Raw genomic sequence first — 25,689 nt, forward strand, 5'->3', positions numbered from 1 at the left:
CCATGACGATCACACAACTCCCCTCCTCGGCACATTGCCGCCTCTGGCAGGTCGACCTGGACGCCACGCCGGCGCCGCAGGCGGTGGCTTCCTTGTCGGAGGCCGAGTGGGAGCGCGCCCGGCGCTTCGTCTTCCGGCGTGACCGCAACCGTTTCGTCGCCGCCCATGCAGCCCTGCGCGAGACGCTGTCCGCGCAATGCGGCATTCCCGCGAGCCTGCTGGAGTTCGACCACGGCGCCTTCGGCAAGCCCACGCTGGTCGAGCATGCGCAGCTGCGCTTCAACCTGAGCCACAGCCAGTCGGTGGCCTTGATCGCGGTCTGCGACGAGGCCGAAGTGGGCGTCGATGTCGAACTGCTGCGCCCGATGCCGGACGCAGCGGCGCTGGCCGCCAGCTACTTCACCGAGGCCGAGCGGCATGCGCTGGCCCAGCTCGAACCCAGCGCGCGCGACCGCGCCTTCCTCGCTTGCTGGACCCGCAAGGAGGCCTGCCTGAAGGCCACCGGCATGGGCCTCTCGGTCGACACGCGCAGCTTCGACGTGGGCGTGGTGCCCGATTCGCGCGAAGTGAAGATCACCTCCGCCGATGGCGTGGTGCGCCTGGCGCTGTCTTCCTTCCATGATGTCCAGGGCGCCCTGTGTGCAGTGGCACGGGTGCTGATATGCGAAGAGGCGGTTGTCGTACAGCGCCTGCCCGCCGTCGAAAGCGAGACTTACGCATGACTCCGATGCTCTTCGGCCCAGCCTCGCGGCAGCTCTTCGGGCTCTTCCATTCGCCTGAGCGCGAGAGCGGCATCGCGGTGCTGATCTGCCCGCCCCTCGGGCAGGAGGCGGTCCGCGCGCATCGCCTGTTCCGCGTGCTGTCCGACCGGCTCGCGCGTTCCGGCGTGGCGGTGCTGCGCTTCGACTACCACGGCAGCGGCGATTCGCCCGGCGAGGACACCGACGGCGATCTCGAAGGCTGGCGGCGCGACGTCTGCACCGCGCACGAGGAGTTGCGGCGCCGCGCCGGCAGCCGGCGCATCGTTTGGCTCGGCGCGCGCCTGGGCGCCGCGCTGGCGGTGCTGGCGGCCAAGAGTGGGCGCTGCGATCCGGCCCGGCTGATCCTGTGGGACCCGATCGTCGACGGTGCGCGCTACGTCGAGGAGCTGCGCGCCGGCCACGTGGATGCGCTCGAACGTTCCTTCTGCGTGCCTGACCCGGCATGGCGGCGCCGGCTGGCGAAGGACGGCGATTCCTTCACCGACGAGATCTTCGGCTTCGGCGTGTCGCCGATCCTGCGCCAGCAGTTGCGTGCGCTCGGCCCGGAAGCCCTGCAGCTCACGGCGCTGCACGAAACGGTGGTGCTCGCCGATGCCGATGACCATATTGCCCATCAATGGGCGGGCAAGGAGACGGCCCGCCACATGCCGCTGCGCGTCACGCCGTTCCAGCATCCCCTGATCTGGACCTCCGATCCGCATCCCAATAACGCGATGGTCCCCACCGAGGCCCTGCAACGCTTGCTGGCAGAAGTCCATGAATGACTACAAGGAAATCCCCGTCCAGTTCGGGCCCGACGGCTCGCTGATCGGCGTCATCACGACGCCCTCAGAGGGCTCGCTGGCGCCCGTCGCCTGCCTCATGCTCAACATGGGCGCGAACCACCGGATCGGGCCTCGGCGCATCAACGTGAAGCTGGCGCGGCAGATGGCCGCACGCGGCATCAGCAGCATCCGCTTCGACCTCGCGGGCCTGGGCGACAGCGGCCCGGCCGGCGGCTCCGAGCATTTCCTCACGCAGGCGGTGTTCGATCTGCAGGCGGCGATGAACCTGATCCAGACCATGCTCGGCATCCGACGCTTCATTGCGATCGGCCTGTGCTCGGGCGCCACCAACGGGCTTTCGCTCGCCGTTGCCGATGCGCGCGTGATCGGGCTCCTGATGTTCGACGGCTACGCCTTCCCCGGCCGCCGCGCGCGCTGGGAGCGCACCTTGCACCGCGCGCTGGCGGTGCCGACCAATCCGGCCGTGATCGGCAAGACGGTGCGCTGGCTGCAGCGCAAGTTCTCGGCCAGCGCCGCGGCCGCCGCCTCGCCCAGCATCTTCGAGCCCGAACCGCCGGAGGTCACGGCCGCGCTGTTCCGCCGCTCGATGACGCAGCTGGCGGAGCGCAACGTGGCGGTGCTGCTTTTCTACACCGGCACCATGCACGTGACGGACCGCCACCGCGACCAGTTGGGGCCCTTTGCCGACGAGCCCTTCATGCAGCAGTTCGAATACGAGTTCATCGGCGAGATCGACCACAGCCTCACCTCGATGGCCTCGCAGCAGATCTTCATGAAGGTGGTGTGCGATTGGGCGCTGCGCGTGACGCATGGCGGTACGGCCTCGGCCCATTCCGCTGCAACGGGTCGCGCCGGCACGCATGCGGGCGCAGCGCGCAGCGCCGCGGCCTGGCAGCGCGATCCGGTGCATTGAACGCCCCCTTCTTCGTCCGTTTCCGGTGCTCAGACCACCAGCAGTCCTTGGTCCAGCAAGTCCTGCACGATGTCCGCCTGCAATCGGTCGCGGCGGCGCTTGGCGACCTCGCGCTGCAGAGCCGCTTCTGCCAGCCAGCGCTTGAACTCCACGAAGGTCGCCGGCGCGATAGTGCTCATGAGCGCCATGCGGCCAGTGGGCGAAATGACCACGTGCTCGAAGCGCGGTGCGCTCGTGAGTACCGACGCGCGGACAGCCTGGACCGGCCACAGGTCGCCTTCGTCGGCAGAGAACCGGAAAGGGTGAGGGTCATCCTCCACGGGTTGGCGACGCAGGAAGTCGACTTCGAAGCCACGGGCGTTGATGGCCGTTTTGTTGTGCCCTTCCTTGCGCTCGAAGCTCGGGTCGGCTCTCTTGAGCACCTTCAGTACCGAGGAGTCCGACTGCTCGAGGTCAGTCATGAATTGCACCCTGCGCGCATCCCACAACAGGTCGACGTCTTGCGTGGCCAGTGCGCCCGGCGCGACGCGAACACTCGCGGCCGTTTCGTAGGCATACAAGGCGTATGTGCCCACGACGGTAAAGTGCTTGAACAGCCCTGCATCTCAAGCGCCTGAAGCAGCCGAACGACCAGATCAGGGGTACGGCCCGTCTTCAGCGCCTTGTTCATGGGCTCAGCCTCGGTGAGCGCTTCACGCAGCGATTGCAAGCGCGACTCGAGCGCCTTCTTACGCGATATGTACTCCATGAAGGTGCGTTCGGTTTGCTCCGAGCGGGCGCCCAGCCGCTCTTGGATGCGGCGGCGCGGCTTGGTCTTCACCAAGTACTCATACGCTCCCTCCCGCTTCCAATACATGCTGCCGGCGTAGGCCTCGACCTGGCGCTTGACGCGTCGAAACTCGCCGAAGACGGTCATCGAGTCGATGACCTGGCGGCCGCGTTGTCGGGAAGGGGGAGGTAGTTCATCACCGCAAAAATACAGAAATCTGAATTGATGCGGTGAATCGATATAAATCAACAACTTAGATGGCGGCTACGAGACTGGGCCGGCCAGGGCGGATGGCTCCCCGCGGCGCTATCCAGCCGCCCCCGGCGCCACGTGCGCCAGCTTTTCCTCAGGCAGCTCCTGCATCGGCCCGCTGCCGCTGTAGCGGTCCAGCGCGAGGTAGATCGCCGGCGTGATGTAGAGCGTGATCACCTGCGAGAAGATCAGCCCGCCGACCACCGCCACGCCCAGCGGCTGGCGCAGTTCGGCGCCGGCGCCCAGGCCCAGCGCGAGCGGCAGTGCACCCATCATGGCCGCCAGCGTGGTCATCATGATCGGGCGGAAGCGCAGCCGGCAGGCCTCGCGGATCGCATCGACCGGCTGCATGCCCTGGGTGCGCTGCGCATCGAGCGCGAAGTCGATCATCATGATCGCGTTCTTCTTGACGATGCCGATCAGAAGCAGGATGCCGATGGTCGCGATCAGCGTCAGGTCGAAGCCGAAGAGCTTGAGCGACAACAGCGCCCCGACCGCCGCCGAAGGCAGGCCGGCCAGGATGGTCAGCGGATGGATGTAGCTCTCGTAGAGCACGCCCAGGAGCACGTAGATCACCAGCACGGCCAGGATCAGCAGCACCGCCTGGCTGGCCTGCGAGCTCTGGAACACCGCAGCGTCGCCGCCGTAGCTCGTGATGATCGAGGCCGGCATCTTGAGCTCGGCCTTGAACTGGTCGACCTTGGCGGTCGCATTGCCCAGCGGCACGTCGGGCGCGAGGTTGAAGGACACCGTCACGGCCTGCAGCTGCCCCTGGTGGTTGACCGAGGTCGGGCCGACGGTGCGCTTGACCGTCGAAAAGGCCGACAGCGGCACCAGCTGCCCGGCCTTGTTGCGCACCGAGAGGCGTGTCATGTCCTCCTCGAACTGGCGGTCGTCGTCGGCCGCCGAGAGGATCACCTGGTAGGTGTTGCTGGGGCCGTAGATGCTGCCGATCTGCCGGTCGCCATAGGCGTTGTAGAGCGCGGTGCGCAGGTCGCCGACCTCGACGCCGAGCACGCCGGCCTTGTCGCGGTCGATGTCGATGGTGGCCTGAAGGCCGCGGTTCTGCGAATCGCTGGTCACGTCGCGGAAGGCCGGGTCGGCGCGCATGCGCTCCATCAGCCGGTCGGCCCAGACGTTCATGGTGCCGGCGCTCACGCTTTGCAGCGTGTACTGGAAGCGCGCCTTGCTCTGCCGGCCGCCCAGGCGCAGGTTCTGCAGCGGCTGCATGTAGGCGGTGATGCCCGCGATCTCGCGAAAGCGCGTGCGCAGGGACTCCATCACCTGCGCCATGGCGGCGCGTTCTTTGCGCGGCTTGAGCACCACGAACAATCGGCCGGCATTCTGCGTGGAGCTCGAACCGCCGACGCCGACGAAGGAGTTGACATAGGCCACGTTCGGATCGGCCTGTACGGCCTCGGCCACGCGATCCTGCAAGACCTTCATCGCCGGGAACGAGATGTCCTCGGCGGCTTCGGTCGTGATGAAGATCTGCCCGATATCTTCCTCCGGGAAGAAGCCCTTCGGGATGACGATGAACAGCCACGCCGTCAGCGCGAAGGTCGATGCGGCGACGACCAGCATGAGCTTGCGATGATGCAGTGTCCAGTCGAGCGAGCGCAGGTAGCTGCCGTGGACCCAGCGGTAGCCCCGCTCGAAGCCGCGCCCGATTGCAGTGCCCGGCTCCGGGTGGCCTTCCTCATGGTCCAGGGCGCCGTGGGCACGCGGCGTATGCCGGAGCAGCCGGCTCGCGAGCATCGGCACCAGCGTGAGCGACACCACGGCCGAGACCATGACCGCGAGGCCCACCACCACCGCGAACTCGTGGAACAGCAGGCCGATCACGCCCGGCATGAAGAAGATCGGGATGAACACCGCCACCAGCGAGATCGAGATCGAGATGATGGTGAAGCCCACCTCGCGCGCGCCGCGCAGCGCGGCGGCCATCGGCTCCATGCCCTTCTCGACGTAGCGCATGATGTTCTCGAGCACCACGATCGCGTCGTCCACCACCAGCCCGACCGCCAGCGTGATGCCCAGCAGCGACACGTTGTCCAGGCTGTAGCCGAAGGCGGCGAGCAGCGCCACCGCGCCGATCAGCGAGATCGGGATCGTGGCGGCCGGAATCAGCGTGGCCACCACGCGGTGCAGGAACAGGAAGATCACCAGCACCACCAGCAGCACGGTGCCGAGCAGCGTCAGCTGCACGTCGTGCACGGCCTCGCGGATCGAGATCGAGCGGTCGTTGACCATGTTGATCTCGACCGACTGCGGCAGCTCTTCCTTGAAGCGCGGCATCAGCGCGCGCACTGCGTCCACCACCTGCACCGTGTTGGCGTTGGGCTGCCGCTGCACCGCCAGCGAGATCGAGTTCTGGCCGTTGAAGCTGCTCCCGGTCTTGACCGACTCGAAGCTGTCTTCGACGGTTGCGACCTCGTCCAGACGCACCGGCGCCCCATTGCGCTGGCCGACGATCAGCTTGGCGAAGTCGGCGGCCTTCATCAGTTGCTCGTTGGCCTGGATCGTGAGCGTCTGGCGCGGGCCGTCGAGCACGCCGACCGGGGTATTGGCATTGGCCGAGCGCACCGCGTCGGCCAGCTCGTCGAGCGTGATGTTGCGCGCGTTGAGCAGGTCGGCGTTGGCCTTGACGCGCACCGCGAAGGCCTTGCGCCCGTAGACCACGACCTGGGCCACGCCGTCGATGGTCGACAGCGTCGGCGAGATCAGGTTCTCGGCATAGTCGTTGAGCTCGGCCGGGCTCATCGACTGCGACACCATCGCGATGAACAGCACCGGCGCGTCGGCCGGGTTGACCTTGCGATAGGACGGCAGCTGGGTGAGTTCGATCGGCAGCTGCCGCTGCGCGCGCAGCAGCGCAGCCTGGACGTCGACCGCGGCCGCATCGATGTCGCGGCTGCTCACGAACTCGAGCGTGATCGAGGTCACGCCCTGGGTGTTGACCGAGCTGATGATCTGCAGCCCGGGGATGGTGGAGAACTGTTTTTCGAGCGGCAGCGCGACCGAGGAAGCCATGGTGTCCGGACTGGCGCCCGGCAGCTGCGCGTTGACGTTGATGACCGGCGTGTTGTAGCTCGGCAGCGCCGCGACCGGGATCTGGAAATAGGCAAAGATGCCGGCCACCACCGCGGCGGCAGAGAGCAGCACCGTCATCGCCGGACGACGGATGCAAAGCTCGGAGATGTTCATGAGCGCTCCCGCTCCGCGACCAGGCTGGCGTTGGAGGGCGCGACCGAGGCCGCGCTGCCGGGCGTGGCCTCGGGCGTCGTGCCGCCGGGCCGCTGCTGTTGCTGTGGCGTGGCCGCTGCGTCGAGGCGCACCTTGCCGCCGGGACGCACGTTCTGCTTGCCTTCGATGACCACCTGCTCGCCCGGCTCGACGCCGCGCACCGCGACCTGCGTGCCGAAGCTGTGGAGCGTCTCGACCTTGCGGCGCGCGGCCGTCTTGTTGGCATCGACCACGTAGACCGAGCTGCCCTCGGTCAGCATCATGATCGCGGCCGCCGGCACCACCGTCGCGCCCTCGATGGTGCGCACGGTGACGCGGGTCTCGACGAACTGGCCGGGCCAGAGGCCCTGGTCGGCGTTGTCGAACACCGCCTTGGCGCGCACCGTACCGATCAGCGGGTCGACCGTGTTGTCGACGAAATTCAGCGCGCCCTTCATCGGCGCCTTGCGCCCGGTCACGAGCGCCTCGACCGGCGTGTGCGAACGGGCCGCGGCCAGCAGGTCCTGCAGCTTTCCTTCGGGCACCGGGAAGCTCACCGCGATCGGGTCGAGCTGCGTGATCGTGACCAGCGACAGGCTGGGCTGCACCAGCGTGCCCGGATAGATGTTGACGGCGCCGATGCGCCCGGCGATCGGGGCGCGCAGCGTCGCATAGCCCAGCGCCACCTGCGCCGATTGCACCGCCGCGCGATCGGCCGCCACCGCGGCGCGCTGCGCCTCGAGCTGCGACAGCGTCGCGTCGGCCGCAGCCTTGGCGATGAAGTTCTGCGCCACGAGCTCCTGGCTGCGCTTGTGCTGGCGCTCGAGATCGGCCATCGTGGCCTCGTCCCTCTGCTGCTGCGCCCGCGCCTTGGCGAGGTTGGCCTGGTCGGGACGGTCGTCGAGCGTGAAGAGCAATTGGCCCTCCTTCACGAACTGCCCTTCCTTCACATGCACCTCGCGCACCGTGTTGGTCACCTGCGGGCGCAGGTCCACACTGTTGAGAGAAACCACGCTGCCGTTGACCTGCACCGTGACCGGCACGTCCTGCCGCTGCGCGGCGGCCAGCGTGACCAGCGCCACCGCGCCCCCGTTGGGCGCCGCACCCTTGCCCGCGGTCGGCGCGCCGGCCTCTGGCGCGCTGCGCGTCTTGGCGCCGGACCACCACCAGGTGCCGGCTGCGGCGGCGACGATCAACACGCCCGCAAAGGTGAGGACGAGGTTCTTCTTCATGGGGCGTATACGTTGGATCGTGGGCGGATCGCAGGCGCAGTGGGTGCACTTTTACCTGACAGCAACCATTGGAGCAGGGGTGCACTGCAAGAGTCCATCACCCCCGTAAAGATAAGTAAAGCGACCATGAGGGACCGCACGCCATGGACGCGGCTCCGGCGTGGGCCGACAGGGAACGGGCCGCTAGAATCCCCGCTCCCACAGCCTCTGGATGAACACCATGAACCGCTGCATCACCCCCTGGAATGCTCTCATTTTAGTAGCGCTCGGCGCAGTAATGGCGCCCGCCTGGGCCCAGGACGCGCCCGTGCCGCAAACCCAGAACGAAGCCGCCGCAGGCGGCCGCAATTTCCCCGTCGGCACGCTGCGCGGCAAATTCATGGTGGTGAACCCGCCCGAGATCCAGCTCGACGGCCAGCCCGAGCGGCTCTCGCCGGGCGCGCGCATCCGCAGCGCCCAGCACATGCTGGTGATGCCGGCCTCCATCACCGGCCAGAACCTGCTGGTCAACTACACGCGCGATGCCGCCGGCCTGGTGCGCGAAGTCTGGATCCTCACGCCCGAGGAGGCGCAGGCCAAGCGCGAATCGGCAGAGAAGCCGCTTCTGAACTTCTGGCCCTTCGTGGCCGACACCGGCCCGCGCGACGACGGCAAGACGCCGTTTGACCAGCTGCCCCGCTACGGGCAGTAGAAAAGCGCCCGCCTTCGACGCCAGGGCCCGGCCGCCTTGCCGCCGGCCAGGCGCGCCATGACGAAAGAGCAAGGCCAACCGGACCTCACCGGGAGCACCCCATGACCCCCAAAGTTTTCATCAAGACCTTCGGCTGCCAAATGAACGAGTACGACTCGGACAAGATGGCCGACGTGCTGCACGCCGCCCAGGGCTACGAGCCGACCACCAACGTGGACGAGGCCGACCTGATCCTCTTCAACACCTGCTCGGTGCGCGAGAAGGCGCAGGAGAAGGTGTTCTCCGACCTGGGCCGCGTCAAGCATCTCAAGGCCCGCGGCGTGAAGATCGGCGTCGGCGGCTGCGTGGCGAGCCAGGAGGGCGCGGCCATCATCGCGCGTGCGCCCTACGTCGACGTGGTCTTCGGCCCGCAGACCCTGCACCGCCTGCCCGAGATGCTGAACCAGCGCGAGCGCGAAGGCCGGCCGCAGGTCGACATCAGCTTCCCCGAGATCGAGAAGTTCGACCACCTGCCGCCGGCGCGGGTCGAGGGCGTGACCGCCTTCGTCTCGATCATGGAAGGCTGCTCCAAGTACTGCAGCTACTGCGTGGTGCCCTACACGCGCGGCGAGGAAGTGAACCGCCCGCTCGACGACGTGCTGGTCGAGGTCGCGGGCCTGGCCGACCAGGGCGTGCGCGAAGTCACGCTGCTGGGCCAGAACGTCAATGCCTACCGCGGCAGGATGGGCGGCACAGCGGAGATCGCCGACTTCGCCCTGCTCATCGAATACATCGCGGAGATTCCCGGCATCGAGCGCATCCGCTACACCACCAGCCACCCGAACGAGTTCACGCCGCGGCTGATCGAGGCCTATGCCCGCGTGCCGCAGCTCGTGAGCCACCTGCACCTGCCGGTGCAGCACGGCAGCGACCGCATCCTGATGGCGATGAAGCGCGGCTACACGGCGATGGAATACAAGAGCACGGTGCGCAAGCTGCGCGCCATCCGCCCCGGCCTTTCGCTCAGCAGCGACTTCATCGTCGGCTTCCCGGGCGAGACCGATGCCGATTTCGACAAGATGATGAAGCTGATCGACGATCTCGAGTTCGACAACAGCTTCAGCTTCATCTTCAGCCCGCGCCCCGGCACGCCGGCGGCCGCCCTGCCCGACGACACGCCGCATGCGGTCAAGCTCGCACGGCTGCAGCGGCTGCAGGCCGTGATCGACGGCAACGTCAAGCGCTTCGGCGAAAGCCACGTCGGCACGCTGCAGCGCGTGCTGGTCGAAGGACCTTCGCGCAAGGATGCGCACGAGCTGATGGGCCGCACCGAGTGCAACCGGGTGGTCAATTTCGAAGGCGATGCGCGGCTGGTCGGCCGCATGATCGACGTGCGCATCACCCGCTCGCTGGCCTACACGCTGCGCGGCGAGGTCCCGACCGCCGAATCGCCCCAGGCATCGGCCCGCGAAGCCGCGGTGCCGGCGGCCTGATGGCGAAACTGAAGTCGGCGCGCGGCTCGTTCCGGCAGCTGCTGCTGTTCGCGTTCCTGCTGATCACGGCGCTGCTCGTGGGCGTCGCGCTGCGTTCGGTGTTCCAGTACGACGCGCTGGTGACGCAGAGCCGCGACGCGGCCGCGCGCGCCCTCACGCTGTCGGGCGCGGCGCAGTCCCTGGCCGAGCGCAGCGCCGCGATGGAGCGCGCGGGGCGCCAGTCGCTGGTGCTCAACGATGCGGTGCTGCGCCGCCGTTTCGACGAGGCCGCGCGCGACGCCCGCCACGTGCTCGATCGCCTCGGCGTCAACGGCCTGCCGTCCGCCGGCCCCGACCAGTGGCGGGCCCAGATGAGCGTGATCGAGGGCCTGATGGGCGGCGCTCCCGAGACCGCGCTTGCGCGCGAGAGCTCGATGGCGATGCAATTCCGAGACCTCGACGCGCTGAACACCAACATCGCGCAGCAGGTCCAGTTCCTGATCGAGACGCAGAACAACGCGCTCGCGCAGCGCATCGAGAACGCGCGCCGGCGGCTGATGCGCGAGGTGCTGGCCGCCAGCGCGCTGGCGGTATCGCTCGCGCTCGCCTTCGGCATCTGGCTGGCGCGGCCCTTCAAGCGGTTGGAGCACGCCATCGTCGGGCTCGGGGAAAATCGGCTCGACGAGCCGATCGATATCCGCGGCCCGGCCGACGTGCGCCGCGTATCGCAGCAACTCGAATGGCTGCGGCTGCGGCTCACCGAGCTGGACGCCGACAAGGCACGCTTCCTGCGTCACGTGTCGCATGAACTCAAGACACCGCTGGCCGCGCTGCGCGAAGGCGTCTCGCTGCTGGAAGACGGCGTGACCGGCGCCTTGAACCCGGCGCAGCGCGAGGTCGCGCAGATCCTGCAGCAGAACACCATCGCGCTGCAGGGACAGATCGAGGCCTTGCTGCGCTTCAACGCGGCGGCCTTCGAGGCGCGCGAGCTGCGCCGCCAGCGCACGCCGCTGTTGCCGCTGATCGAGGAACAGATCGAGGCCCAGCGCCTGCAGTGGCAGGCCAACGGCCTCACGGTGCGGGCGGAAGGCGAGCCGATCGCAGTGGTGGTGGACCCGGTGAAGCTGGGCACCGCGCTGGCCAACCTGCTGTCGAACGCGATCCGTTTTTCGACTCGCGGAGGCACCATCGCGATCGCCGTCTCGAGCACGGCCGACACCGCGCGCATCGACATCGAGGACGCCGGCCCCGGCATCGCCGAGGGCGATCGCGACCGCATCTTCGAACCTTTCTTCCGCGGCGAGCGGCAACCCCAGCATTCGGTCAAGGGCACCGGGATCGGGCTGTCGATCGTGCAGGAGTACATTGCGGCTCATGGCGGCCGCATCACGCTGCTGCCGGAGGGGCCCGGCGCACGCTTCCGCATCGAACTGCCGCGCTCCGCCTGAACTCTGCCGCTCCACGCGCTACTTCCGACCCATGCTTTTTTCTCCGATCGTCCGCAGATCCGCTTTCGTCATGACGCTCGTCGTGCCGATGCTGCTCGCCGCGTGCAGCGCACCTCCCAAGCCGCCGGCCGAAGCCGTCGCCGTGGTGCCCGCGCCGCCGCCGCCCCCGCCCGTCATGCCGGTCGAAGCCGAGCCGATGGCTCCGGCCACGCAGCCGGCCCTGGTGTTCACGCAGCTCACGCAGGGCCCGGTGGCCGCCCTGCTCGCCTACGCCGACAGGGTGCGGCCGCTCGGCGGCAACGAACTCGCGGGCGAACTCGCGCGCCTCGGCGAGCCCGGCGACGTCCCCCTGACGCAGATGCAGGTCGCGCTGGTTCTGGCGCAGACCCGCGTTCCGGCCGACCTCGTACGCGCCATCGGCCTGATGCAGCGCGTGGCCGCCAACCCCTCGGCCGATGCCCAGCCCTTGCAGCCGCTGGCCCGCGCGCTCGCTGCCCGCTACCAGGAGCAGCGCCGCGTCGAGGACGACCGCGAACGGCAGGCCCAACAGCTGCGCGACAGCCAGCGGCGCATCGACCAGTTGAACGACCGCATCGAGGCGCTGCGCGCGATCGAGCGCAGCTTTTCACGGCCCAACAGCCCGCCACCGGCGGCCCCGGTGCCGAGCACGCCCAAGCCCGCACCATGAGCAACAGCAGCAGCGGCGCCCGCCTCCTCGTCGTCGACGACGACGCGGACATGCTGCGGCTGCTGTCGATGCGGCTCACCGGGGCCGGCTACCAGGTCACGGCCGTGACCTCGGCGGAATCGGCGCTGACGCAGCTCGAGATCGAGCATCCGCAGCTGGTCCTGAGCGACGTGCGGCTGCCGGGCCGCGACGGCCTGGCGCTGTTCGACGAGATCCGCAAGCGCCATCCGACGCTGCCGGTGATCCTGTTGACCGCGCACGGCACCATTCCCGACGCGGTCGAGGCCACGGCGCGCGGCGTCTTCACCTACCTGACCAAGCCCTACGACGCGCGCGAGCTGCTCGACAAGATCGCCCAGGCGCTGGCGCTCGGCGCGCCGACGACCGGCAGCGGCAAGGGCGGCGACGAAAGCTGGCGCTCGGAGATCGTGAGCCGGAGCAACCGCATGTCCGAGCTGCTGGCCGAGGCCCGCATGGTGGCCAAGTCGGACGCCAGCGTGCTGCTGCGCGGCGACAGCGGCGCCGGCAAGGAGCTGCTGGCGCGTGCCATCCACCGCGCCAGCGCGCGTGCCGACAAGCCCTTCGTGGCGGTCAATTGCGGGGCCATCCCCGAGGCGCTGCTGGAGTCGGAGCTCTTCGGCCACATGAAGGGCGCTTTCACCGACGCGGTCGCCAACCACAAGGGCCTGTTCCAGCAGGCCGACGGCGGTACGCTGCTGCTCGACGAGATCGGCGACATGCCGCCGGCCCTGCAGGTCAAGCTGCTGCGGGTGCTGCAGGAGCGCGCGGTGCGGCCGGTGGGCGCAACCCAGTCGATCACGGTCGATGTGCGGATCATCTCCGCCACCCACCGCGATCTCGATGCGGCCATGGAAGCCGGGCAGTTCCGGGAAGATCTCTATTACCGGCTCAATGTCGTCACGCTGAACCTGCCGACGCTCGCGGCGCGGCGCGAAGACATTCCGCTTCTGGCCAACCATTTCCTCCAGCGGCTCTCGACCAAGTACGGCAAGCGCCTCTCCGGCTTCGCGCCCGAGGCGCTGAAGGCGCTGACCACCGCCTCGTGGCCGGGCAATGTGCGGCAGCTGTTCAACGTGGTCGAGCAGGTCTGCGCGCTTTCGAGCTCGCCGCTGATCCCGCTGGCGCTGGTGCAGCGCGCACTGCGCGTGCCGAGCGTCGAGGTCCAGACCTACGCCGAAGCCAAGCAGCGTTTCGAGCGCGATTACCTGGTCGGCCTGCTCAAGCTGACCGACGGCAACGTGGCCGACGCGGCGCGCCTGGCCGACCGCAACCGCACCGAGTTCTACCGGCTGCTGCAGAAGCACGAACTCACGCCCGGCCACTTCAAGGCCGACGCGGCGTCGCCCGGCGGCGATCCTGTCGCCGACGAGCGACGCAGCTAAGTCGTTGATTCGATTGAACATCCTCAGTGCTACTCCAGAGCTTGTCGGGATTCGGCGACAAATTCGGGGGTTTTGGAGCCCTCGCGGGGTTCACGGTCAGTCGAAAGGCCACCGAAGCGATCTAAGCGCTTGATCTGAAAGCGTTTTTCCATGCTGGCACAGGGTTTGCCCCTGTAGAGGCATGACAGCACACAACAGCCCATCTTTCGCACTGCGTCCGCAGCGCGACGGCCTGCGTCAAAAGCAGTTTTCCCTCTCGCGGCCCCGTGCCGCGGGTCATTCAGCGGCCGCGCTGGCAAACGCCGGCGGTGCCGCACCGGACTGCGTGTTCAAGCGCTTTCCGGCAATCGGCGACACGCCATCCGTCCAGAAGCAACGGTGGTGAGTCGCATATGAAGCCCAACGATTTCTCCCAACTGAAAGTGCTGACGGCCGCGGATTTTTCGCACCGCAGCCCGATCCGCGAAGAGCGCCATCCCAATTCGGTGACGGCGCCCCCGATCAACCGCGGTTCGATGGCGCCCCGCCCCTGGCGCGGCTTCTGGAACAGCATCGGCACGGCCCTCTTGGTCAAGCTCGGCGCCGGCAGCGCAGCCCAGGCGGCGCGCAGCGCGGCGCCGGCCCGGGCGGCCAAGCAGCCCTGGCAGCGTGCCGCCACGCAGCGGCGCCTGGCCTTCATGGCGCTCACCGTCTTCAGCACGCTGATCGCCTCGACGCTGTTCGCCCGCGTGCAGCCCGACTACGACAATCTCTGGCTCGAGTACAGCCAGATCGCCCTCTACGGCCTGCTCTCGGGCTGGGTCGTGACCGGTTTCGTGACCGCGCTGATGGGCTTCTACGTCTCGGTGCGCGGCGACAAGCACGCGCTCTCGGCCAAGCAGGTGGCCGACCACCCGATGAATCCGGAAGCGCGCACGGCGATCATCATGCCGATCTGCAACGAGGACGTGGCCACGGTGTTCGCCGGCCTGCGCGCGACCTGCGAATCGGTGGCCGCGACCGGCCATGCGCGGCAGTTCGACGTGTTCGTGCTGTCCGACAGCTACACGCCCGAGGTTGCCGCCGCCGAACGCGCCGCCTGGGAAGAGCTGCGCGCCGCGCTGGCCGAGAGCCCGAACCAGCCGCAGGTCGAGGTCTACTACCGCCTGCGCAAGCGCCGCACCCATCGCAAGGCCGGCAACGTGGCCGACTTCTGCCGCCGCTGGGGCAAGGACTACCGCTACATGGTGGTCCTCGATGCCGACAGCGTGATGAGCGGCGACTGCCTGACCTCGATGGTCAAGCTGATGGAAGCCAACCCGACGGCCGGCATCATCCAGACAGCGACGCAGGCCATCGGCCACGTCACGCTGCATGCCCGCGCCCAGCAGTTCGCATCGCGCATGACGGGCCGGCTGTTCACGCTCGGCATGCAGTTCTGGCAGCTCGGCGAATCGCACTACTGGGGCCACAACGCGATCCTCCGCGTCGAGCCCTTCATGGAACACTGCGCGCTGGCGCCGATCAAGGGCACCGGAGGCATGTCGGGCGGCATCATGTCGCACGACTTCGTCGAGGCCGCGCTGATGCGCCGCGCCGGCTACCACGTGTGGCTGGTGGCCGACCTGGTCGGCAGCTACGAGCAGCAGCCGCCGGACCTCCTGGCCGAACTGCAGCGCGACCGCCGCTGGTGCCAGGGCAACCTGCAGAACGCGCGCCTGATGGCCGAACCGGGCCTGCATTCCGTGCACCGCGCGATGTTCGTCACCGGCACCATGGCCTATGTCTCGGCGCCGCTGTGGCTCGCCTTCCTGACGCTGGGCACGGCCCTGTGGCTCACCGGCTCCAGCGTGGTCGCCCACTGGCTGGTGATGCCGATGGAACTGGCCGGCCTCTGGCTGTGGACGCTGTGCCTCTTGTTCCTGCCCCGCATCCTGGGCATCGCGGCCGTGCTGATGCGCGGCGAGCAGCGCCAGTACGGCGGCATCGGCAGCCTGCTCAAGAGCGCCGCGCTCGAAAGCGCGCTGGCCATCGTGCAAGCGCCGGTCCGCATGCTGGCCCACTCGCTGTTCGTGATCGTGGCGCTCACCGGCATCAAGCTGGACTGGAAGTCGCCTCCGCGCGAAGCGGCCGCTGTGCCGTGGCGCATCGCCGCCGCCCAGCTGGCGCCGATGACCCTGGTGATCGCGGCGCTGGCGGTCGGTATCGCGCTGATCGACGCCGGTGCGCTGGCCTGGCTGATGCCGGTCGGCCTGCCGCTGCTGCTGGCGATCCCGCTGACCGTGCTGACCAGCCAGATTGCACTGGGCAACTCGCTGCGCGATCGCGGCTTCCTGCTGATTCCCGAAGAGTCGCGCTCGCCGGCCGTGCTGCGCAGGGCGTGGATGCATGCAGTAAGACTGGCACGCGTGTGACGCGCTGATCTCGCCGAAAAAAAAGCCCGCTGTCAGCGGGCTTTTTTTATTGCGGTCAGAAGCGCGGCATCCCGCCTCCGCCCATTCCGGGCATCCCCTTCATGCCGCCCATACGCTTCATCATCTTCATGAGGCCGCCGCCCTTCATCTTCTTCATCATCCCTTGCATCTGCTCGAACTCGTTGAGCAGTCGGTTCACTTCCTGAACCTGCACACCGGCGCCGGCCGCGATGCGGCGCTTGCGCGTGGCCTTGAGCAGCTCGGGTTTGCGCCGTTCCAGCGGCGTCATGCTGTTGATGATCCCTTCCTTGCGCCGGATGTCGCGCTCGGCGCGCGTCATGTCGGCCTCGGTGGCCTTGGCCGCCATCTGCGCGGGCAGCTTGTCCATGATGCTGGAGAGGCCACCCATCTGCTTCATCTGCTGCAGCTGGCCGAGGAAGTCGTTGAGGTCGAAGCCAGCGCCGCTCTTGACCTTGGCCGCCAGCTTCTGCGCGGCCGCGACGTCAACGCCGGCCGTGACCTGCTCGACCAGCGCGACGATGTCGCCCATGCCGAGGATGCGTCCGGCATGGCGCTCGGCATCGAACACCTCCAGCCCGTCGATCTTCTCGCTGACACCGGCGAACTTGATCGGCACGCCCGTCACCTGCCGCACCGACAGCGCCGCGCCGCCGCGCGAATCGCCGTCGGTCTTGGTCAGGATGATGCCGGTCAGCGGCAGCGCTTCCTTGAAGGCCTTGGCCGTATTGATCGCATCCTGGCCTTGCATCGCATCGACCACGAACAGGGTTTCGACCGGGTTCAGTGCGGTGTGCAGCTGCTGGATCTCGGTCATCAGCACCTCGTCGATCGCGAGACGGCCGGCCGTGTCGACCAGCAGCACGTCGAAGAAATGGCGCTTGGCATGGTCGAGCGCGGCGCGTGCGATGTCGAGCGGCTTCTGGTCGGGCGTGCTCGGGAACCATTCGGCCCCGGCCTGCTTCGTGACCGTCTTGAGCTGCTCGATGGCCGCCGGACGGTAGACGTCGCCCGACACGGTCAGCACCTTCTTCTTGCGCTTTTCGATCAGGTGCTTGGCCAGTTTGGCGGTGGTGGTGGTCTTGCCGGCGCCCTGCAGGCCAGCCATCAGGATCACGGCCGGCGGCTGGGCCACCAGGTTGATGTCGGCCACGCCTTCGCCCATGGTCGCGGCGAGTTCGCGGTTGACGATGCCGACCAGCGCCTGGCCGGGTTTCAGCGAGCCGAGCACCTCCTGGCCAAGCGCTTTTTCTTTCACGCGGGCGACGAAATCGCGCACCACGGGCAGAGCGACGTCGGCTTCGAGCAAGGCCATGCGCACTTCGCGCAGCATGTCCTGCACATTGCTTTCGGTGATGCGGGCCTGGCCGCTGACCTGCTTGACGAGGCGGGAGAATTTTTCGGTGAGGGCGGTGGCCATGGTGCTTCCCGCTCGGCGGGACCGGTATATAGACGGGAGCGAGAGGCGTCTCGCCAAGGCGAGACGCTAAACTCCGACCGATGATTTTAGCGATCCCCTCCCCACTCGGCGTGGCGCTGGGCATCGCCACCGCCGCCGCCTATGGCACGACCGCCGCTGCCTCTTCCTGGCTGGGCCGCCCCTCCATGCAATGGCTGCTCGGGCTGGCCTGGCTGCTGCACGCCTGCGCACTGGGCGTCGGGCTGGTCGGCGGCGATCCGCGCTTCGGCTTCGCGCCGGCGCTGTCGGTCACGGCCTGGCTGGTGCTGACGGTGTACGCGATCGAAAGCCGCATGTACCCGCAGCTCAAGGTGCGGCGCGTGCTTGCGGCGCTGGGCGCGGCGGCGGTGCTGCTCGCCGTGCTGTTCCCCGGCACGCCGCTGCATGTGTCGGCCTCGCCCTGGCTGCCGCTGCACCTGGCGCTCGGCATCGCCTCATACGGCCTGTTCGCCGCGGCGGTGGTGCATGCCTGGCTCATGACCCGTGCCGAAAAGCAGATCCGGCTCGCGGCCGAGCCGCAGGGCGGTGTGCCGCTGCTGACGATGGAGCGCCTCACCTTCCGCTTCGTCACCGCCGGCTTCGTGCTGCTGTCGGCCACGCTGCTCGCCGGCCTGCTGTTCAGCGAGACGCTGTACGGCGCCAGTGCGCGGGCCTGGAAATGGGACCACAAGACCGTGTTCTCGGTGCTGGCCTGGCTCAGTTTCGCGGTGCTGCTGATCGGGCGCGCTCGCTTCGGCTGGCGCGGCCGCACGGCCCGGCGCGTGCTCTACGCGGGCTCCGCCCTGCTGCTGCTGGCCTACGTCGGATCGCGCTTCGTGCTCGAAGTGGTGCTGGCGCGCGCGACACCATGAAATACCTGCTCGTCCTCGCCGTGGTCTTCGTGGCGATCTGGCTCTGGCGCAAGAATCGGCGCGACGAGATGCGCTCGCGCCCGCCGCCGCCCGCCACGCCGGCCGTCGGGGCGCCGCAGGCCATGGTGCGCTGCGCCCATTGCGGGCTGCATCTGCCGGCAGCGGATGCCATCAGCGGACCCGACGGCGCGGTGTATTGCAGCGCTGCGCACCGCCAGGCGGCTGCGCACTGAGGCGCATTGCCGATGAGCACATTCCTCTGGTCGCGTGGCGAGCCGGCGACGGACTGGAGCCTGCTCGATCAGTTCGGCCGCGAAAGCTCGGCGCTGCTGCGCCTGTGGCGCGGCTTCATGACCGCGCGCTGCTTCGTCGCCGTCGTGCTGCTGCTGTTGCAGGCGGTGACCTTCGCGCTCGGGCAGCCGCTGGAGCCGGCGGCGATCGCGCTGTCCGTCGGCTACCTGGGGGCGGCCTTGCTGGCGGCACGCTATGCGCTCTTCCAGCTGCCGGTGCGCGGCTTCGGCGCCGCCTGGCTTTCGACCATCGGCATCGACCTGATCACCTTCACCGCGCTGCAACTGCTGCAGATCGGCAGCATCAACTACACGCCGCTCTTTGCCTTGCCGGTGCTGATGGGCGCGGTGCTGGGCTCGGGCATGGTGGGCCTGGGCACCACCGCGGCCGTCACGCTGCTGCTGCTGGTGCATGCGGGCTGGTACTGGCTGCAGCAGCCGGGCGACGCATCGCCGCGTTTCGTGCAGGCGGCGCTGACCGGCACCGGCTTGTTCGTGGTGGCGCTGCTCGCGCACGAGCTGGCGCGGCGGCTCACGCGCGAAGAAGCGCTGGCGCAGCGCAATCGAAGCACCGCCCAGATGCACGCGCTGGTGAACGACCTCGTGATCGAGACCCTCAGCGAAGGCGTGCTCGTGATCGACGAGCGAGGGCAGGTGCATGCCGCCAACCCCGCCGCCAACGCGATTCTCGGGCAGGGGCTGGCAGAACTCGCACTGCCCTTCGCGCTGAGCACCTATCCGGCCTGGGCCGCCCTGGCCGCGATTGCGCGCCAGACCTTCGCGCGGCGCACGCCGCAATCGAAGGAAATTCCGGTCGCGCAGGCGCAGGGCGCGCCGCGCGAAGTGCGGGTCCGCACGCGGCTCACGCCGGGCACCGACCGCCACACCGAGAGCCTGTGCGTGATGTTCCTGCAGGACCTGCGCGAGCTCCAGGCGCGCATCCGCACCGAGAAGCTGGCGGCCATGGGCCGCATGTCGGCGGCCGTCGCGCACGAGATCCGCAACCCGCTGGCCGCCATCACCCAGGCCAGCGCGCTGCTGGGCGAGGACCTGGTCGACCCGGCGCACCGCCAATTGACGACGATGGTGCAGCAGAACGCACAGCGGCTCTCGCGCATCGTCGACGAAGTGCTCGATGTCGCGCGGGCCCGCCAGCAGCGGGTGCTGCCGCTGGGCGAACAGCTGGCCCTCGATTCGACCGTGCGCACGCTCGCCGAGGAGTGGGTGCGGCACTCGCAGCGCCAGGGCGTGCTGCTGGTTCTCGAAGCGGCCGGCAGCGTGGTGCGCTTCGACATCGAACATCTGCGGCGCATCCTCGTGAACCTGCTCGACAACGCCGCGCGCTATGCCGGCGATCGCGAAGGCTCGATCCAGGTGACGACGCGCCAGAACGCGGCCGGCCGCGCCAGCCTGCAGGTGTGGAGCGACGGCGCACCGCTCGAACCTGCGGTGCAGCGCCATCTGTTCGAACCCTTCTTCTCCTCCGAAAGCCGCTCCAGCGGCCTCGGCCTCTTCCTCTGCCGCGAGCTGTGCGAGCGGCACGGCGCGACGATCGGCTACGAGCGCCGCGCCCTTTACGCCGCGGGGCCGGAAGGCAACGAATTCTTCGTCTCCTTCGCTGCGGGCGAGACCCGGCTGACACAATAGCGCCGTGAGCACCCCCACCTCCTCAGCACCTCGGCCCCCTGCCCAGATCCTGGTCGTCGACGACGAGCCCGACCTGCGCACGCTCTATGAACTCACGCTGCTGCGCGAGGGCTACCGGGTCGAGGCGGCCGGCAGCGTGTCGGAAGCCCGCGAGCACCTGGACGCGGGCCGCTTCGATGCCGTGATCACCGACATGCGCCTGCCCGACGGGCTCGGCATGGAGATCCTGCAGCGCATCCAGCAGGACCAGCGCAGCGAGCGCTGCGTGGTGATGACGGCCTACGGCTCGGCCGAGAACGCGGTCGAGGCCCTCAAGGCCGGCGCCTTCGACTACCTCACCAAGCCGGTGGACCTCAAGCAGTTCCGCGCCGTCGTCGCCTCTGCCGTGCAGGCCCAGGCTGCGCCTGCACGGCCCATGCGCCAGGCCGACGAGGGCAGCAGCAAGGTCGCGGCGACGACCAGCAACGCCGGCTTGGCTGCGCTCGAACGGCTGGTTGGCGCTTCCGAGCCGATGCGCCTCGTCAAGTCCCGCATCGCCAAGGTGGCGCGCGGCATGGCGCCGGTGCTGGTGCGCGGCGAGTCCGGCACCGGCAAGGAACTGGTGGCACGCGCGGTGCATGCCTGCAGCCAGCGCAGCGACGGTCCTTTCGTCGCCGTCAACTGCGGCGCGATTCCCGAGAATCTGCTCGAGGCCGAATTCTTCGGTGCGAGAAAAGGCTCCTACACCGGCTCCTCGCAGGACCGCGACGGCTACTTCCAGGCCGCCCGCGGCGGCACGCTGTTCCTCGACGAGATCGGCGACCTGCCGCTTCCGATGCAATCCAAGTTGCTGCGCGCGATCCAGGAGCGCAGCGTGCGCCCGATCGGTTCGACCCAGGAAGATGCGGTCGACGTGCGCATCGTGAGCGCGACCCACAAGGATCTGCAGGCCGAGGTGCAAGCCGGCCGCTTCCGCCAGGACCTGTTCTATCGCCTCAACGTGATCGAGATCGCGGTGCCGGCCTTGCGCGAGCGGCGCGAAGACCTGCCCGCACTCTGCGAGGCCCTGCTCGCACGCATCGCGCGCGATGCCGGCATGCCGGTGCCCGTTCTTTCGCCCGAGGTGCTGCAGCGCCTCGCGGAGCATCCGCTGCACGGCAACGTGCGTGAGCTCGAAAACCTTTTGCATCGCGCCGTGGCCTTGAGCGATGGCGACGTGCTCCATCTCGATTTCGTGGGCAGCGCCAGCATGGCACTGCCTGTGGCCCCGGCGCCGGCAACTCCGGAACAGCAGCCCGCAGCCAGCACGACAGCAGCGCCCTCCGAAGCAAAGCCGGCACCCGCGGTACCGAGCGACCTGCAGAGTTATCTCGACCAGCAGGAGCGCGAGATCCTCGTGCGTGCGCTGCAGGAGAGCGGCTTCAACCGGACCGCTGCCGCGGCGCGGCTCGGCCTGAGCCTCAGGCAGATTCGCTACCGGATCGCGCGCCTGGGCATCGCGACCCCCAGCGGCGACGAGGCGAGTGGCAACGGTGCCGACGACTGAAGACAACGCAGGCCTTTGGCAGGCCGGCTGGTACCGCTTCGCCCGGCAACTGCGCTCGCCGAATTTCGGGCCGCGCCCCGAGGGCGCGCAGATCGATCTGATCGTGCTGCATTCGATCAGCCTGCCGCCGGGACGCTATGGCGGCGACGAGGTCCAGCAGCTTTTCACGAACCAGCTGGACTGGGATGCGCATCCCTACTTCCAGACCATCCGCGGCATCGAGGTCTCGGCCCATTTCTATGTGCGCCGCAGCGGCGAGCTGTGGCAGTTCGTGAGTTGCGACGACCGCGCCTGGCATGCCGGTCCTTCATCGTGGCGCGGCCGCGCCAACTGCAACGACGACTCGATCGGCATCGAGCTGGAAGGCCTGGAGGGCGAAGGCTTCGAGCCCGCCCAATACGAGACCCTCGCGAGCCTTTGCCCGGCGCTCGCGCAGCGCCATGCGATCGCGTTCATCGCGGGCCATGAACATATAGCGCCGGGCCGCAAGGCGGACCCAGGCAGCGGCTTCGACTGGCGCCTGCTGCAGGAGCAACTGGGCTGGGACCGCGCGATGTTCCCCGACGACGTCGCGGTGAGCTGAAATTTTTCAATCGCGATGCATCCCGCGATGCGCAGCGGATGCAGCGCAACAACGCCGATCGCGCAACCCCGGCGGCGCAGCAACCATGCGCCTTTCAGGCCCAAAAACGCCTGCAAGGCCCATGGACAGCGGCAGGCGCTAAGGTGGGTCAGCAACGGCGCGGCATAGCTCTTCATCTGAGAGCTCTTCGCTGTGAACTTGTTCCTTGAACCATTGGGAAAACACTACATCTAGTGGGTTGTAGACCCGCGAGACCCTAGATATAGTGTGCCCTGCCCCGTGCTTCATGCCGAGCAACCGGCCGCAAGCGGCACCACCGCCCCAACAAGAATTGCCAACAGAGGAACGAATGCAAACTGCCCTGAACACCCCCGCCACACCTCGCGCCGTACCCTCGACGCCGCAAAAAAACGATGTCGCAGGCTCGCCCGCCAGCAACGCGCTCGCCCACTACCAGATCATTCGCCGCAACGGCGCGGTCGTGCCCTTCGAGCCCAACAAGATCGCGATCGCGATGATGAAGGCCTTCCTCGCGGTGCACGGCACCCAGGGCGCGGCTTCCGCCAGCGTGCGCGAGACGGTCGACAACCTGACCCAGGGCGTGGTCCGCGCTATGGTGCGCTCGCGTCCGGGCGGCGGCACCTTCCACATCGAGGACGTGCAGGACCAGGTCGAACTCGGCCTGATGCGCGGCGGCCACCACGAGATCGCGCGCGCCTACGTGCTGTACCGCGAGCGCCGCTCGCAGGAACGCTCGAAGTCGGGCGAACAGGACGCGCAGATCGCCGTTTCGACGCTGCACGTGCTCGACCGCGGCGAGCGCGTCGCGCTCGACCTCAACGAACTCAAGGGCCTGATCGAATCCGCCTGCGAAGGCCTGGGCGACAGCATCACGGCCGGCCCGATCGTGGCCGAAACGATGCGCAACCTCTACGACGGCGTGCCGCTCGACGAGGTCTACAAGGCGTCGATCCTGGCGGCTCGCACGCTGATCGAGAAGGACCCCGACTACACCTTCGCCACCGCGCGCCTGCTGCTGCACACGATCTTCAAGGAGATCATCGGCCGCGAGGTGATGCCGGCCGAACGTGCCCAGGCCTACGCCGACTACTTCCCGCAGTTCGTCAAGAAGGGCGTCGACAACGAGCTGCTCGACGAGAAGCTGCTGCAGTACGACCTGAACCGCCTCGGCGCCGCGCTCAAGCCCCAGCGCGACCTGCAGTTCGACTACCTCGGCCTGCAGACCCTCTACGACCGCTACTTCCTGCACGTGCGCAAGACCCGCATCGAACTGCCGCAGGCTTTCTTCATGCGCGTGGCGATGGGGCTGGCCCTCAATGAAATCGACCGCGAAGCCCGCGCGATCGAGTTCTACGAAGTGCTGTCCTCCTTCGACTTCATGTCGAGCACGCCCACCCTGTTCAACAGCGGCACGCTGCGCTCGCAGCTCTCGAGCTGCTACCTGACCACGGTGCCCGACGACCTCGACGGCATCTACGAGTCGATCAAGGAAAACGCCCTGCTGTCCAAGTTCGCGGGCGGCCTGGGCAACGACTGGACCCGTGTGCGCGCGCTCGGCAGCCACATCAAGGGCACCAACGGCGAGTCGCAGGGCGTGGTGCCCTTCCTCAAGGTGGTGAACGACACCGCGGTGGCGGTCAACCAGGGCGGCAAGCGCAAGGGCGCGGTCTGCACCTACCTGGAAAGCTGGCACCTCGACATCGAGGAGTTCCTCGAACTGCGCAAGAACACCGGCGACGACCGCCGCCGCACGCACGACATGAACACGGCGAACTGGATTCCCGACCTGTTCATGCGCCGCGTGATGGAAAAGGGCAGCTGGACGCTGTTCTCGCCCTCCAACGTGCCCGACCTGCACGACAAGTTCGGCACCGACTTCGAGACCGCCTACGCCGCCTACGAAGAGAAGGCCGCGCGCGGCGAAATCAAGCCGAGCCGCACGGTCCAGGCCACCGATCTCTGGCGCAAGATGCTCACGATGCTGTTCGAGACCGGGCATCCGTGGATCACCTTCAAGGATGCCTGCAACGTGCGCTCGCCCCAGCAGCATGCCGGCGTGGTCCATTCGTCGAACCTGTGCACCGAGATCACGCTCAACACCAGCGACACCGAAACCGCGGTCTGCAACCTCGGCTCGGTCAACCTGCTGCAGCATCTGAAGGACGGCAAGGTCGACCAGGAAAAGCTCCAGCGCACGATCTCGACCGCGATGCGCATGCTCGACAACGTGATCGACATCAACTACTACGCGGTCAAGAAGGCGCGCGACTCCAACCTGCGCCATCGCCCGGTCGGCCTCGGCGTGATGGGTTTCCAGGACGCGCTGTACGAGCTGCGCATTCCCTACGCCTCGCAGGAAGCGGTGCAGTTCGCCGACGAGTCGATGGAAGCGATCTGCTACCACGCCTACTGGGCCTCGACCGAACTGGCGCGCGAGCGCGGCAAGTATTCGAGCTACAAGGGCTCGCTGTGGGACAAGGGAGTGCTTCCGCCGGACACGCTCGACCTGCTCGAGAAGGCGCGCGGCGGCTACGTCGACGTCGACCGCTCGTCCACGCTCGACTGGAATGCGCTGCGCCAGAAGATCAAGGCCGACGGCATGCGCAACTCGAACTGCGTCGCCATCGCGCCGACGGCGACCATCTCGAACATCATCGGCGTCGACGCCTCGATCGAGCCCTGCTTCGGCAACCTGTCGGTCAAGTCGAACCTCTCCGGCGAGTTCACCGTCATCAACCACTACCTGGTGCGAGACCTCAAGCGCCTGGGCCTGTGGGACGACGTGATGGTGATGGACCTCAAGCACTTCGACGGCTCGCTGCGCCCGATCGACCGCGTACCGCAGGACGTCAAGGCGCTCTATGCCACCGCGTTCGAGGTCGAAACCACCTGGCTGGTGGAAGCCGCCGCGCGTCGCCAGAAGTGGATCGACCAGGCGCAGTCGCTCAACATCTACATGGCCGGCGCGTCGGGCAAGAAGCTCGACGACACCTACAAGCTCGCGTGGCTGCGCGGCCTGAAGACCACTTACTACCTGCGCACGCAGAGCGCGACGCACGCCGAGAAATCGACGGTGCAATCGGGCCGGCTCAACGCGGTGTCCTCGGGAAGCAATGGCAGTGGCGACGCATCTTCGTCGGGCATGAGCGCGCTCGAAGCGGCTGCGCTCGCAGCGCAAGCGCAGCTGAGTGCGATGCCGGCGACCGACATCGCGTTCTGCGGCGTCGACGATCCGACGTGCGAAGCGTGCCAGTGATGTCAGCGTGAAGTTGCCGTGATTCGCG

At 68.1% G+C, this 25,689-nt stretch carries 20 protein-coding genes; 15 read left to right on the forward strand and 5 right to left on the reverse strand.

What is annotated here, in order from left to right; genetic code table 11:
- Positions 1-2: 2 nt before the first annotated feature.
- The 3 genes from ACSQ86_RS24450 to ACSQ86_RS24460 are packed head-to-tail and all read left to right on the forward strand — an operon-like array spanning position 3 to position 2,459.
- Entirely contained in the window at positions 3-722 is a 720-nt protein-coding gene (locus tag ACSQ86_RS24450) for a 4'-phosphopantetheinyl transferase family protein (protein WP_436305419.1), read from the forward strand.
- Positions 719-1,525 carry an alpha/beta fold hydrolase gene (locus ACSQ86_RS24455; RefSeq protein WP_436305420.1) on the forward strand — a complete coding sequence of 269 codons (807 nt, stop codon included), beginning with the start codon at positions 719-721 and terminating at the stop codon, positions 1,523-1,525. The genes ACSQ86_RS24450 and ACSQ86_RS24455 overlap by 4 nt, the downstream gene beginning before the upstream one ends.
- Positions 1,518-2,459: an alpha/beta hydrolase family protein gene (locus tag ACSQ86_RS24460; protein WP_436309726.1), complete on the forward strand. Its 942-nt coding sequence runs from the start codon at positions 1,518-1,520 to the stop codon at positions 2,457-2,459. Before ACSQ86_RS24455 ends, ACSQ86_RS24460 begins: the two co-directional genes overlap by 8 nt.
- A 29-nt stretch (positions 2,460-2,488) precedes the next feature.
- Here the strand turns inward: ACSQ86_RS24460 and ACSQ86_RS24465 are convergent, their stop codons facing one another.
- From ACSQ86_RS24465 to ACSQ86_RS24480, 4 genes are read right to left on the reverse strand one after another with little or no spacing between them, the layout of a single operon-like run.
- Positions 2,489-3,034 (reverse strand): GSU2403 family nucleotidyltransferase fold protein, encoded by a 546-nt coding sequence (locus ACSQ86_RS24465; protein WP_436309727.1) that lies wholly within the window; start codon positions 3,032-3,034, stop codon positions 2,489-2,491.
- Complete coding sequence (locus ACSQ86_RS24470) at positions 2,917-3,480, reverse strand: hypothetical protein (protein WP_436310323.1); 564 nt, start codon at positions 3,478-3,480, stop codon at positions 2,917-2,919. Before ACSQ86_RS24470 ends, ACSQ86_RS24465 begins: the two co-directional genes overlap by 118 nt.
- Positions 3,481-3,534: 54 nt before the next feature.
- A complete protein-coding gene (locus ACSQ86_RS24475) occupies positions 3,535-6,687 on the reverse strand; it encodes an efflux RND transporter permease subunit (RefSeq protein WP_436305424.1) in 3,153 nt (1,050 codons plus the stop codon).
- The gene (locus tag ACSQ86_RS24480) at positions 6,684-7,937 is read right to left on the reverse strand and encodes an efflux RND transporter periplasmic adaptor subunit (RefSeq protein WP_436305425.1); all 1,254 of its coding nucleotides are present in this window, start codon (positions 7,935-7,937) and stop codon (positions 6,684-6,686) included. Before ACSQ86_RS24480 ends, ACSQ86_RS24475 begins: the two co-directional genes overlap by 4 nt.
- Positions 7,938-8,157: 220 nt before the next feature.
- On the opposite strand from ACSQ86_RS24480, the gene ACSQ86_RS24485 reads away from it, so the two are divergent.
- The 6 genes from ACSQ86_RS24485 to mdoH all read left to right on the forward strand — a co-directional run bounded on the left by ACSQ86_RS24485 (position 8,158) and on the right by mdoH (position 16,011).
- Positions 8,158-8,628 carry a hypothetical protein gene (locus ACSQ86_RS24485; protein ID WP_093104079.1) on the forward strand — a complete coding sequence of 157 codons (471 nt, stop codon included), beginning with the start codon at positions 8,158-8,160 and terminating at the stop codon, positions 8,626-8,628.
- Positions 8,629-8,729: 101 nt separating this feature from the next.
- The gene (gene miaB, locus ACSQ86_RS24490; protein ID WP_436309728.1) at positions 8,730-10,100 is read left to right on the forward strand and encodes a tRNA (N6-isopentenyl adenosine(37)-C2)-methylthiotransferase MiaB; all 1,371 of its coding nucleotides are present in this window, start codon (positions 8,730-8,732) and stop codon (positions 10,098-10,100) included.
- Positions 10,100-11,527: a sensor histidine kinase gene (locus tag ACSQ86_RS24495; protein ID WP_436293603.1), complete on the forward strand. Its 1,428-nt coding sequence runs from the start codon at positions 10,100-10,102 to the stop codon at positions 11,525-11,527. Before miaB ends, ACSQ86_RS24495 begins: the two co-directional genes overlap by 1 nt.
- 70 nt (positions 11,528-11,597) lie before the next feature.
- Positions 11,598-12,215, forward strand: a complete 618-nt coding sequence (locus tag ACSQ86_RS24500; RefSeq protein WP_436305427.1) for a hypothetical protein — start codon at positions 11,598-11,600, stop codon at positions 12,213-12,215.
- Positions 12,212-13,618 (forward strand): sigma 54-interacting transcriptional regulator, encoded by a 1,407-nt coding sequence (locus tag ACSQ86_RS24505; RefSeq protein WP_093104073.1) that lies wholly within the window; start codon positions 12,212-12,214, stop codon positions 13,616-13,618. The genes ACSQ86_RS24500 and ACSQ86_RS24505 overlap by 4 nt, the downstream gene beginning before the upstream one ends.
- Positions 13,619-14,010: 392 nt before the next feature.
- Positions 14,011-16,011, forward strand: coding sequence for a glucans biosynthesis glucosyltransferase MdoH (gene mdoH, locus ACSQ86_RS24510; RefSeq protein WP_436309729.1), 2,001 nt, complete (start codon positions 14,011-14,013; stop codon positions 16,009-16,011).
- A gap of 55 nt (positions 16,012-16,066) precedes the next feature.
- On the opposite strand, the gene ffh is transcribed toward mdoH, so the two are convergent.
- On the reverse strand, positions 16,067-17,449 hold the full coding sequence (gene ffh / locus ACSQ86_RS24515) for a signal recognition particle protein (RefSeq protein ID WP_093104068.1): 1,383 nt from the start codon (positions 17,447-17,449) through the stop codon (positions 16,067-16,069).
- Between the two features lie 80 nt (positions 17,450-17,529).
- Here ffh and ACSQ86_RS24520 point away from each other — a divergent pair, with 80 nt between their 5' ends.
- The 6 genes from ACSQ86_RS24520 to ACSQ86_RS24545 all read left to right on the forward strand — a co-directional run bounded on the left by ACSQ86_RS24520 (position 17,530) and on the right by ACSQ86_RS24545 (position 25,661).
- Complete coding sequence (locus ACSQ86_RS24520; RefSeq protein WP_436293607.1) at positions 17,530-18,339, forward strand: cytochrome C assembly family protein; 810 nt, start codon at positions 17,530-17,532, stop codon at positions 18,337-18,339.
- Positions 18,336-18,572 (forward strand): PP0621 family protein, encoded by a 237-nt coding sequence (locus tag ACSQ86_RS24525; protein WP_093104065.1) that lies wholly within the window; start codon positions 18,336-18,338, stop codon positions 18,570-18,572. The genes ACSQ86_RS24520 and ACSQ86_RS24525 overlap by 4 nt, the downstream gene beginning before the upstream one ends.
- A gap of 12 nt (positions 18,573-18,584) precedes the next feature.
- Positions 18,585-20,276 carry a two-component system sensor histidine kinase NtrB gene (locus ACSQ86_RS24530; protein ID WP_436293610.1) on the forward strand — a complete coding sequence of 564 codons (1,692 nt, stop codon included), beginning with the start codon at positions 18,585-18,587 and terminating at the stop codon, positions 20,274-20,276.
- A 4-nt stretch (positions 20,277-20,280) separates the two neighbouring features.
- Positions 20,281-21,801, forward strand: a complete 1,521-nt coding sequence (locus tag ACSQ86_RS24535; RefSeq protein WP_436309730.1) for a sigma-54-dependent transcriptional regulator — start codon at positions 20,281-20,283, stop codon at positions 21,799-21,801.
- Positions 21,788-22,384: a 1,6-anhydro-N-acetylmuramyl-L-alanine amidase AmpD gene (gene ampD / locus ACSQ86_RS24540; protein WP_436309731.1), complete on the forward strand. Its 597-nt coding sequence runs from the start codon at positions 21,788-21,790 to the stop codon at positions 22,382-22,384. The genes ACSQ86_RS24535 and ampD overlap by 14 nt, the downstream gene beginning before the upstream one ends.
- A 349-nt stretch (positions 22,385-22,733) precedes the next feature.
- Complete coding sequence (locus ACSQ86_RS24545) at positions 22,734-25,661, forward strand: ribonucleoside-diphosphate reductase subunit alpha (protein WP_436305432.1); 2,928 nt, start codon at positions 22,734-22,736, stop codon at positions 25,659-25,661.
- Positions 25,662-25,689 lie beyond the last annotated feature (28 nt).

This window comes from Variovorax sp. LjRoot130 (assembly GCF_964253755.1).
In the GTDB taxonomy this organism is placed as follows: domain Bacteria; phylum Pseudomonadota; class Gammaproteobacteria; order Burkholderiales; family Burkholderiaceae_C; genus Variovorax.

Excerpts from the sequence above, each read along its gene's own strand:
- ACSQ86_RS24450 (WP_436305419.1), top strand. The coding sequence starts at position 3 with ATGACGATCACACAACTCCCCTCCTCGGCACATTGCCGCCTCTGGCAG.
- ACSQ86_RS24455 (WP_436305420.1), top strand. The coding sequence starts at position 719 with ATGACTCCGATGCTCTTCGGCCCAGCCTCGCGGCAGCTCTTCGGGCTC.
- ACSQ86_RS24460 (WP_436309726.1), top strand. The coding sequence starts at position 1,518 with ATGAATGACTACAAGGAAATCCCCGTCCAGTTCGGGCCCGACGGCTCG.
- ACSQ86_RS24475 (WP_436305424.1), bottom strand. The coding sequence starts at position 6,687 with ATGAACATCTCCGAGCTTTGCATCCGTCGTCCGGCGATGACGGTGCTG.
- ACSQ86_RS24480 (WP_436305425.1), bottom strand. The coding sequence starts at position 7,937 with ATGAAGAAGAACCTCGTCCTCACCTTTGCGGGCGTGTTGATCGTCGCC.
- ACSQ86_RS24485 (WP_093104079.1), top strand. The coding sequence starts at position 8,158 with ATGAACCGCTGCATCACCCCCTGGAATGCTCTCATTTTAGTAGCGCTC.
- miaB (WP_436309728.1), top strand. The coding sequence starts at position 8,730 with ATGACCCCCAAAGTTTTCATCAAGACCTTCGGCTGCCAAATGAACGAG.
- ACSQ86_RS24495 (WP_436293603.1), top strand. The coding sequence starts at position 10,100 with ATGGCGAAACTGAAGTCGGCGCGCGGCTCGTTCCGGCAGCTGCTGCTG.
- ACSQ86_RS24500 (WP_436305427.1), top strand. The coding sequence starts at position 11,598 with ATGACGCTCGTCGTGCCGATGCTGCTCGCCGCGTGCAGCGCACCTCCC.
- ACSQ86_RS24505 (WP_093104073.1), top strand. The coding sequence starts at position 12,212 with ATGAGCAACAGCAGCAGCGGCGCCCGCCTCCTCGTCGTCGACGACGAC.
- mdoH (WP_436309729.1), top strand. The coding sequence starts at position 14,011 with ATGAAGCCCAACGATTTCTCCCAACTGAAAGTGCTGACGGCCGCGGAT.
- ffh (WP_093104068.1), bottom strand. The coding sequence starts at position 17,449 with ATGGCCACCGCCCTCACCGAAAAATTCTCCCGCCTCGTCAAGCAGGTC.
- ACSQ86_RS24520 (WP_436293607.1), top strand. The coding sequence starts at position 17,530 with ATGATTTTAGCGATCCCCTCCCCACTCGGCGTGGCGCTGGGCATCGCC.
- ACSQ86_RS24525 (WP_093104065.1), top strand. The coding sequence starts at position 18,336 with ATGAAATACCTGCTCGTCCTCGCCGTGGTCTTCGTGGCGATCTGGCTC.
- ACSQ86_RS24530 (WP_436293610.1), top strand. The coding sequence starts at position 18,585 with ATGAGCACATTCCTCTGGTCGCGTGGCGAGCCGGCGACGGACTGGAGC.
- ACSQ86_RS24545 (WP_436305432.1), top strand. The coding sequence starts at position 22,734 with ATGCAAACTGCCCTGAACACCCCCGCCACACCTCGCGCCGTACCCTCG.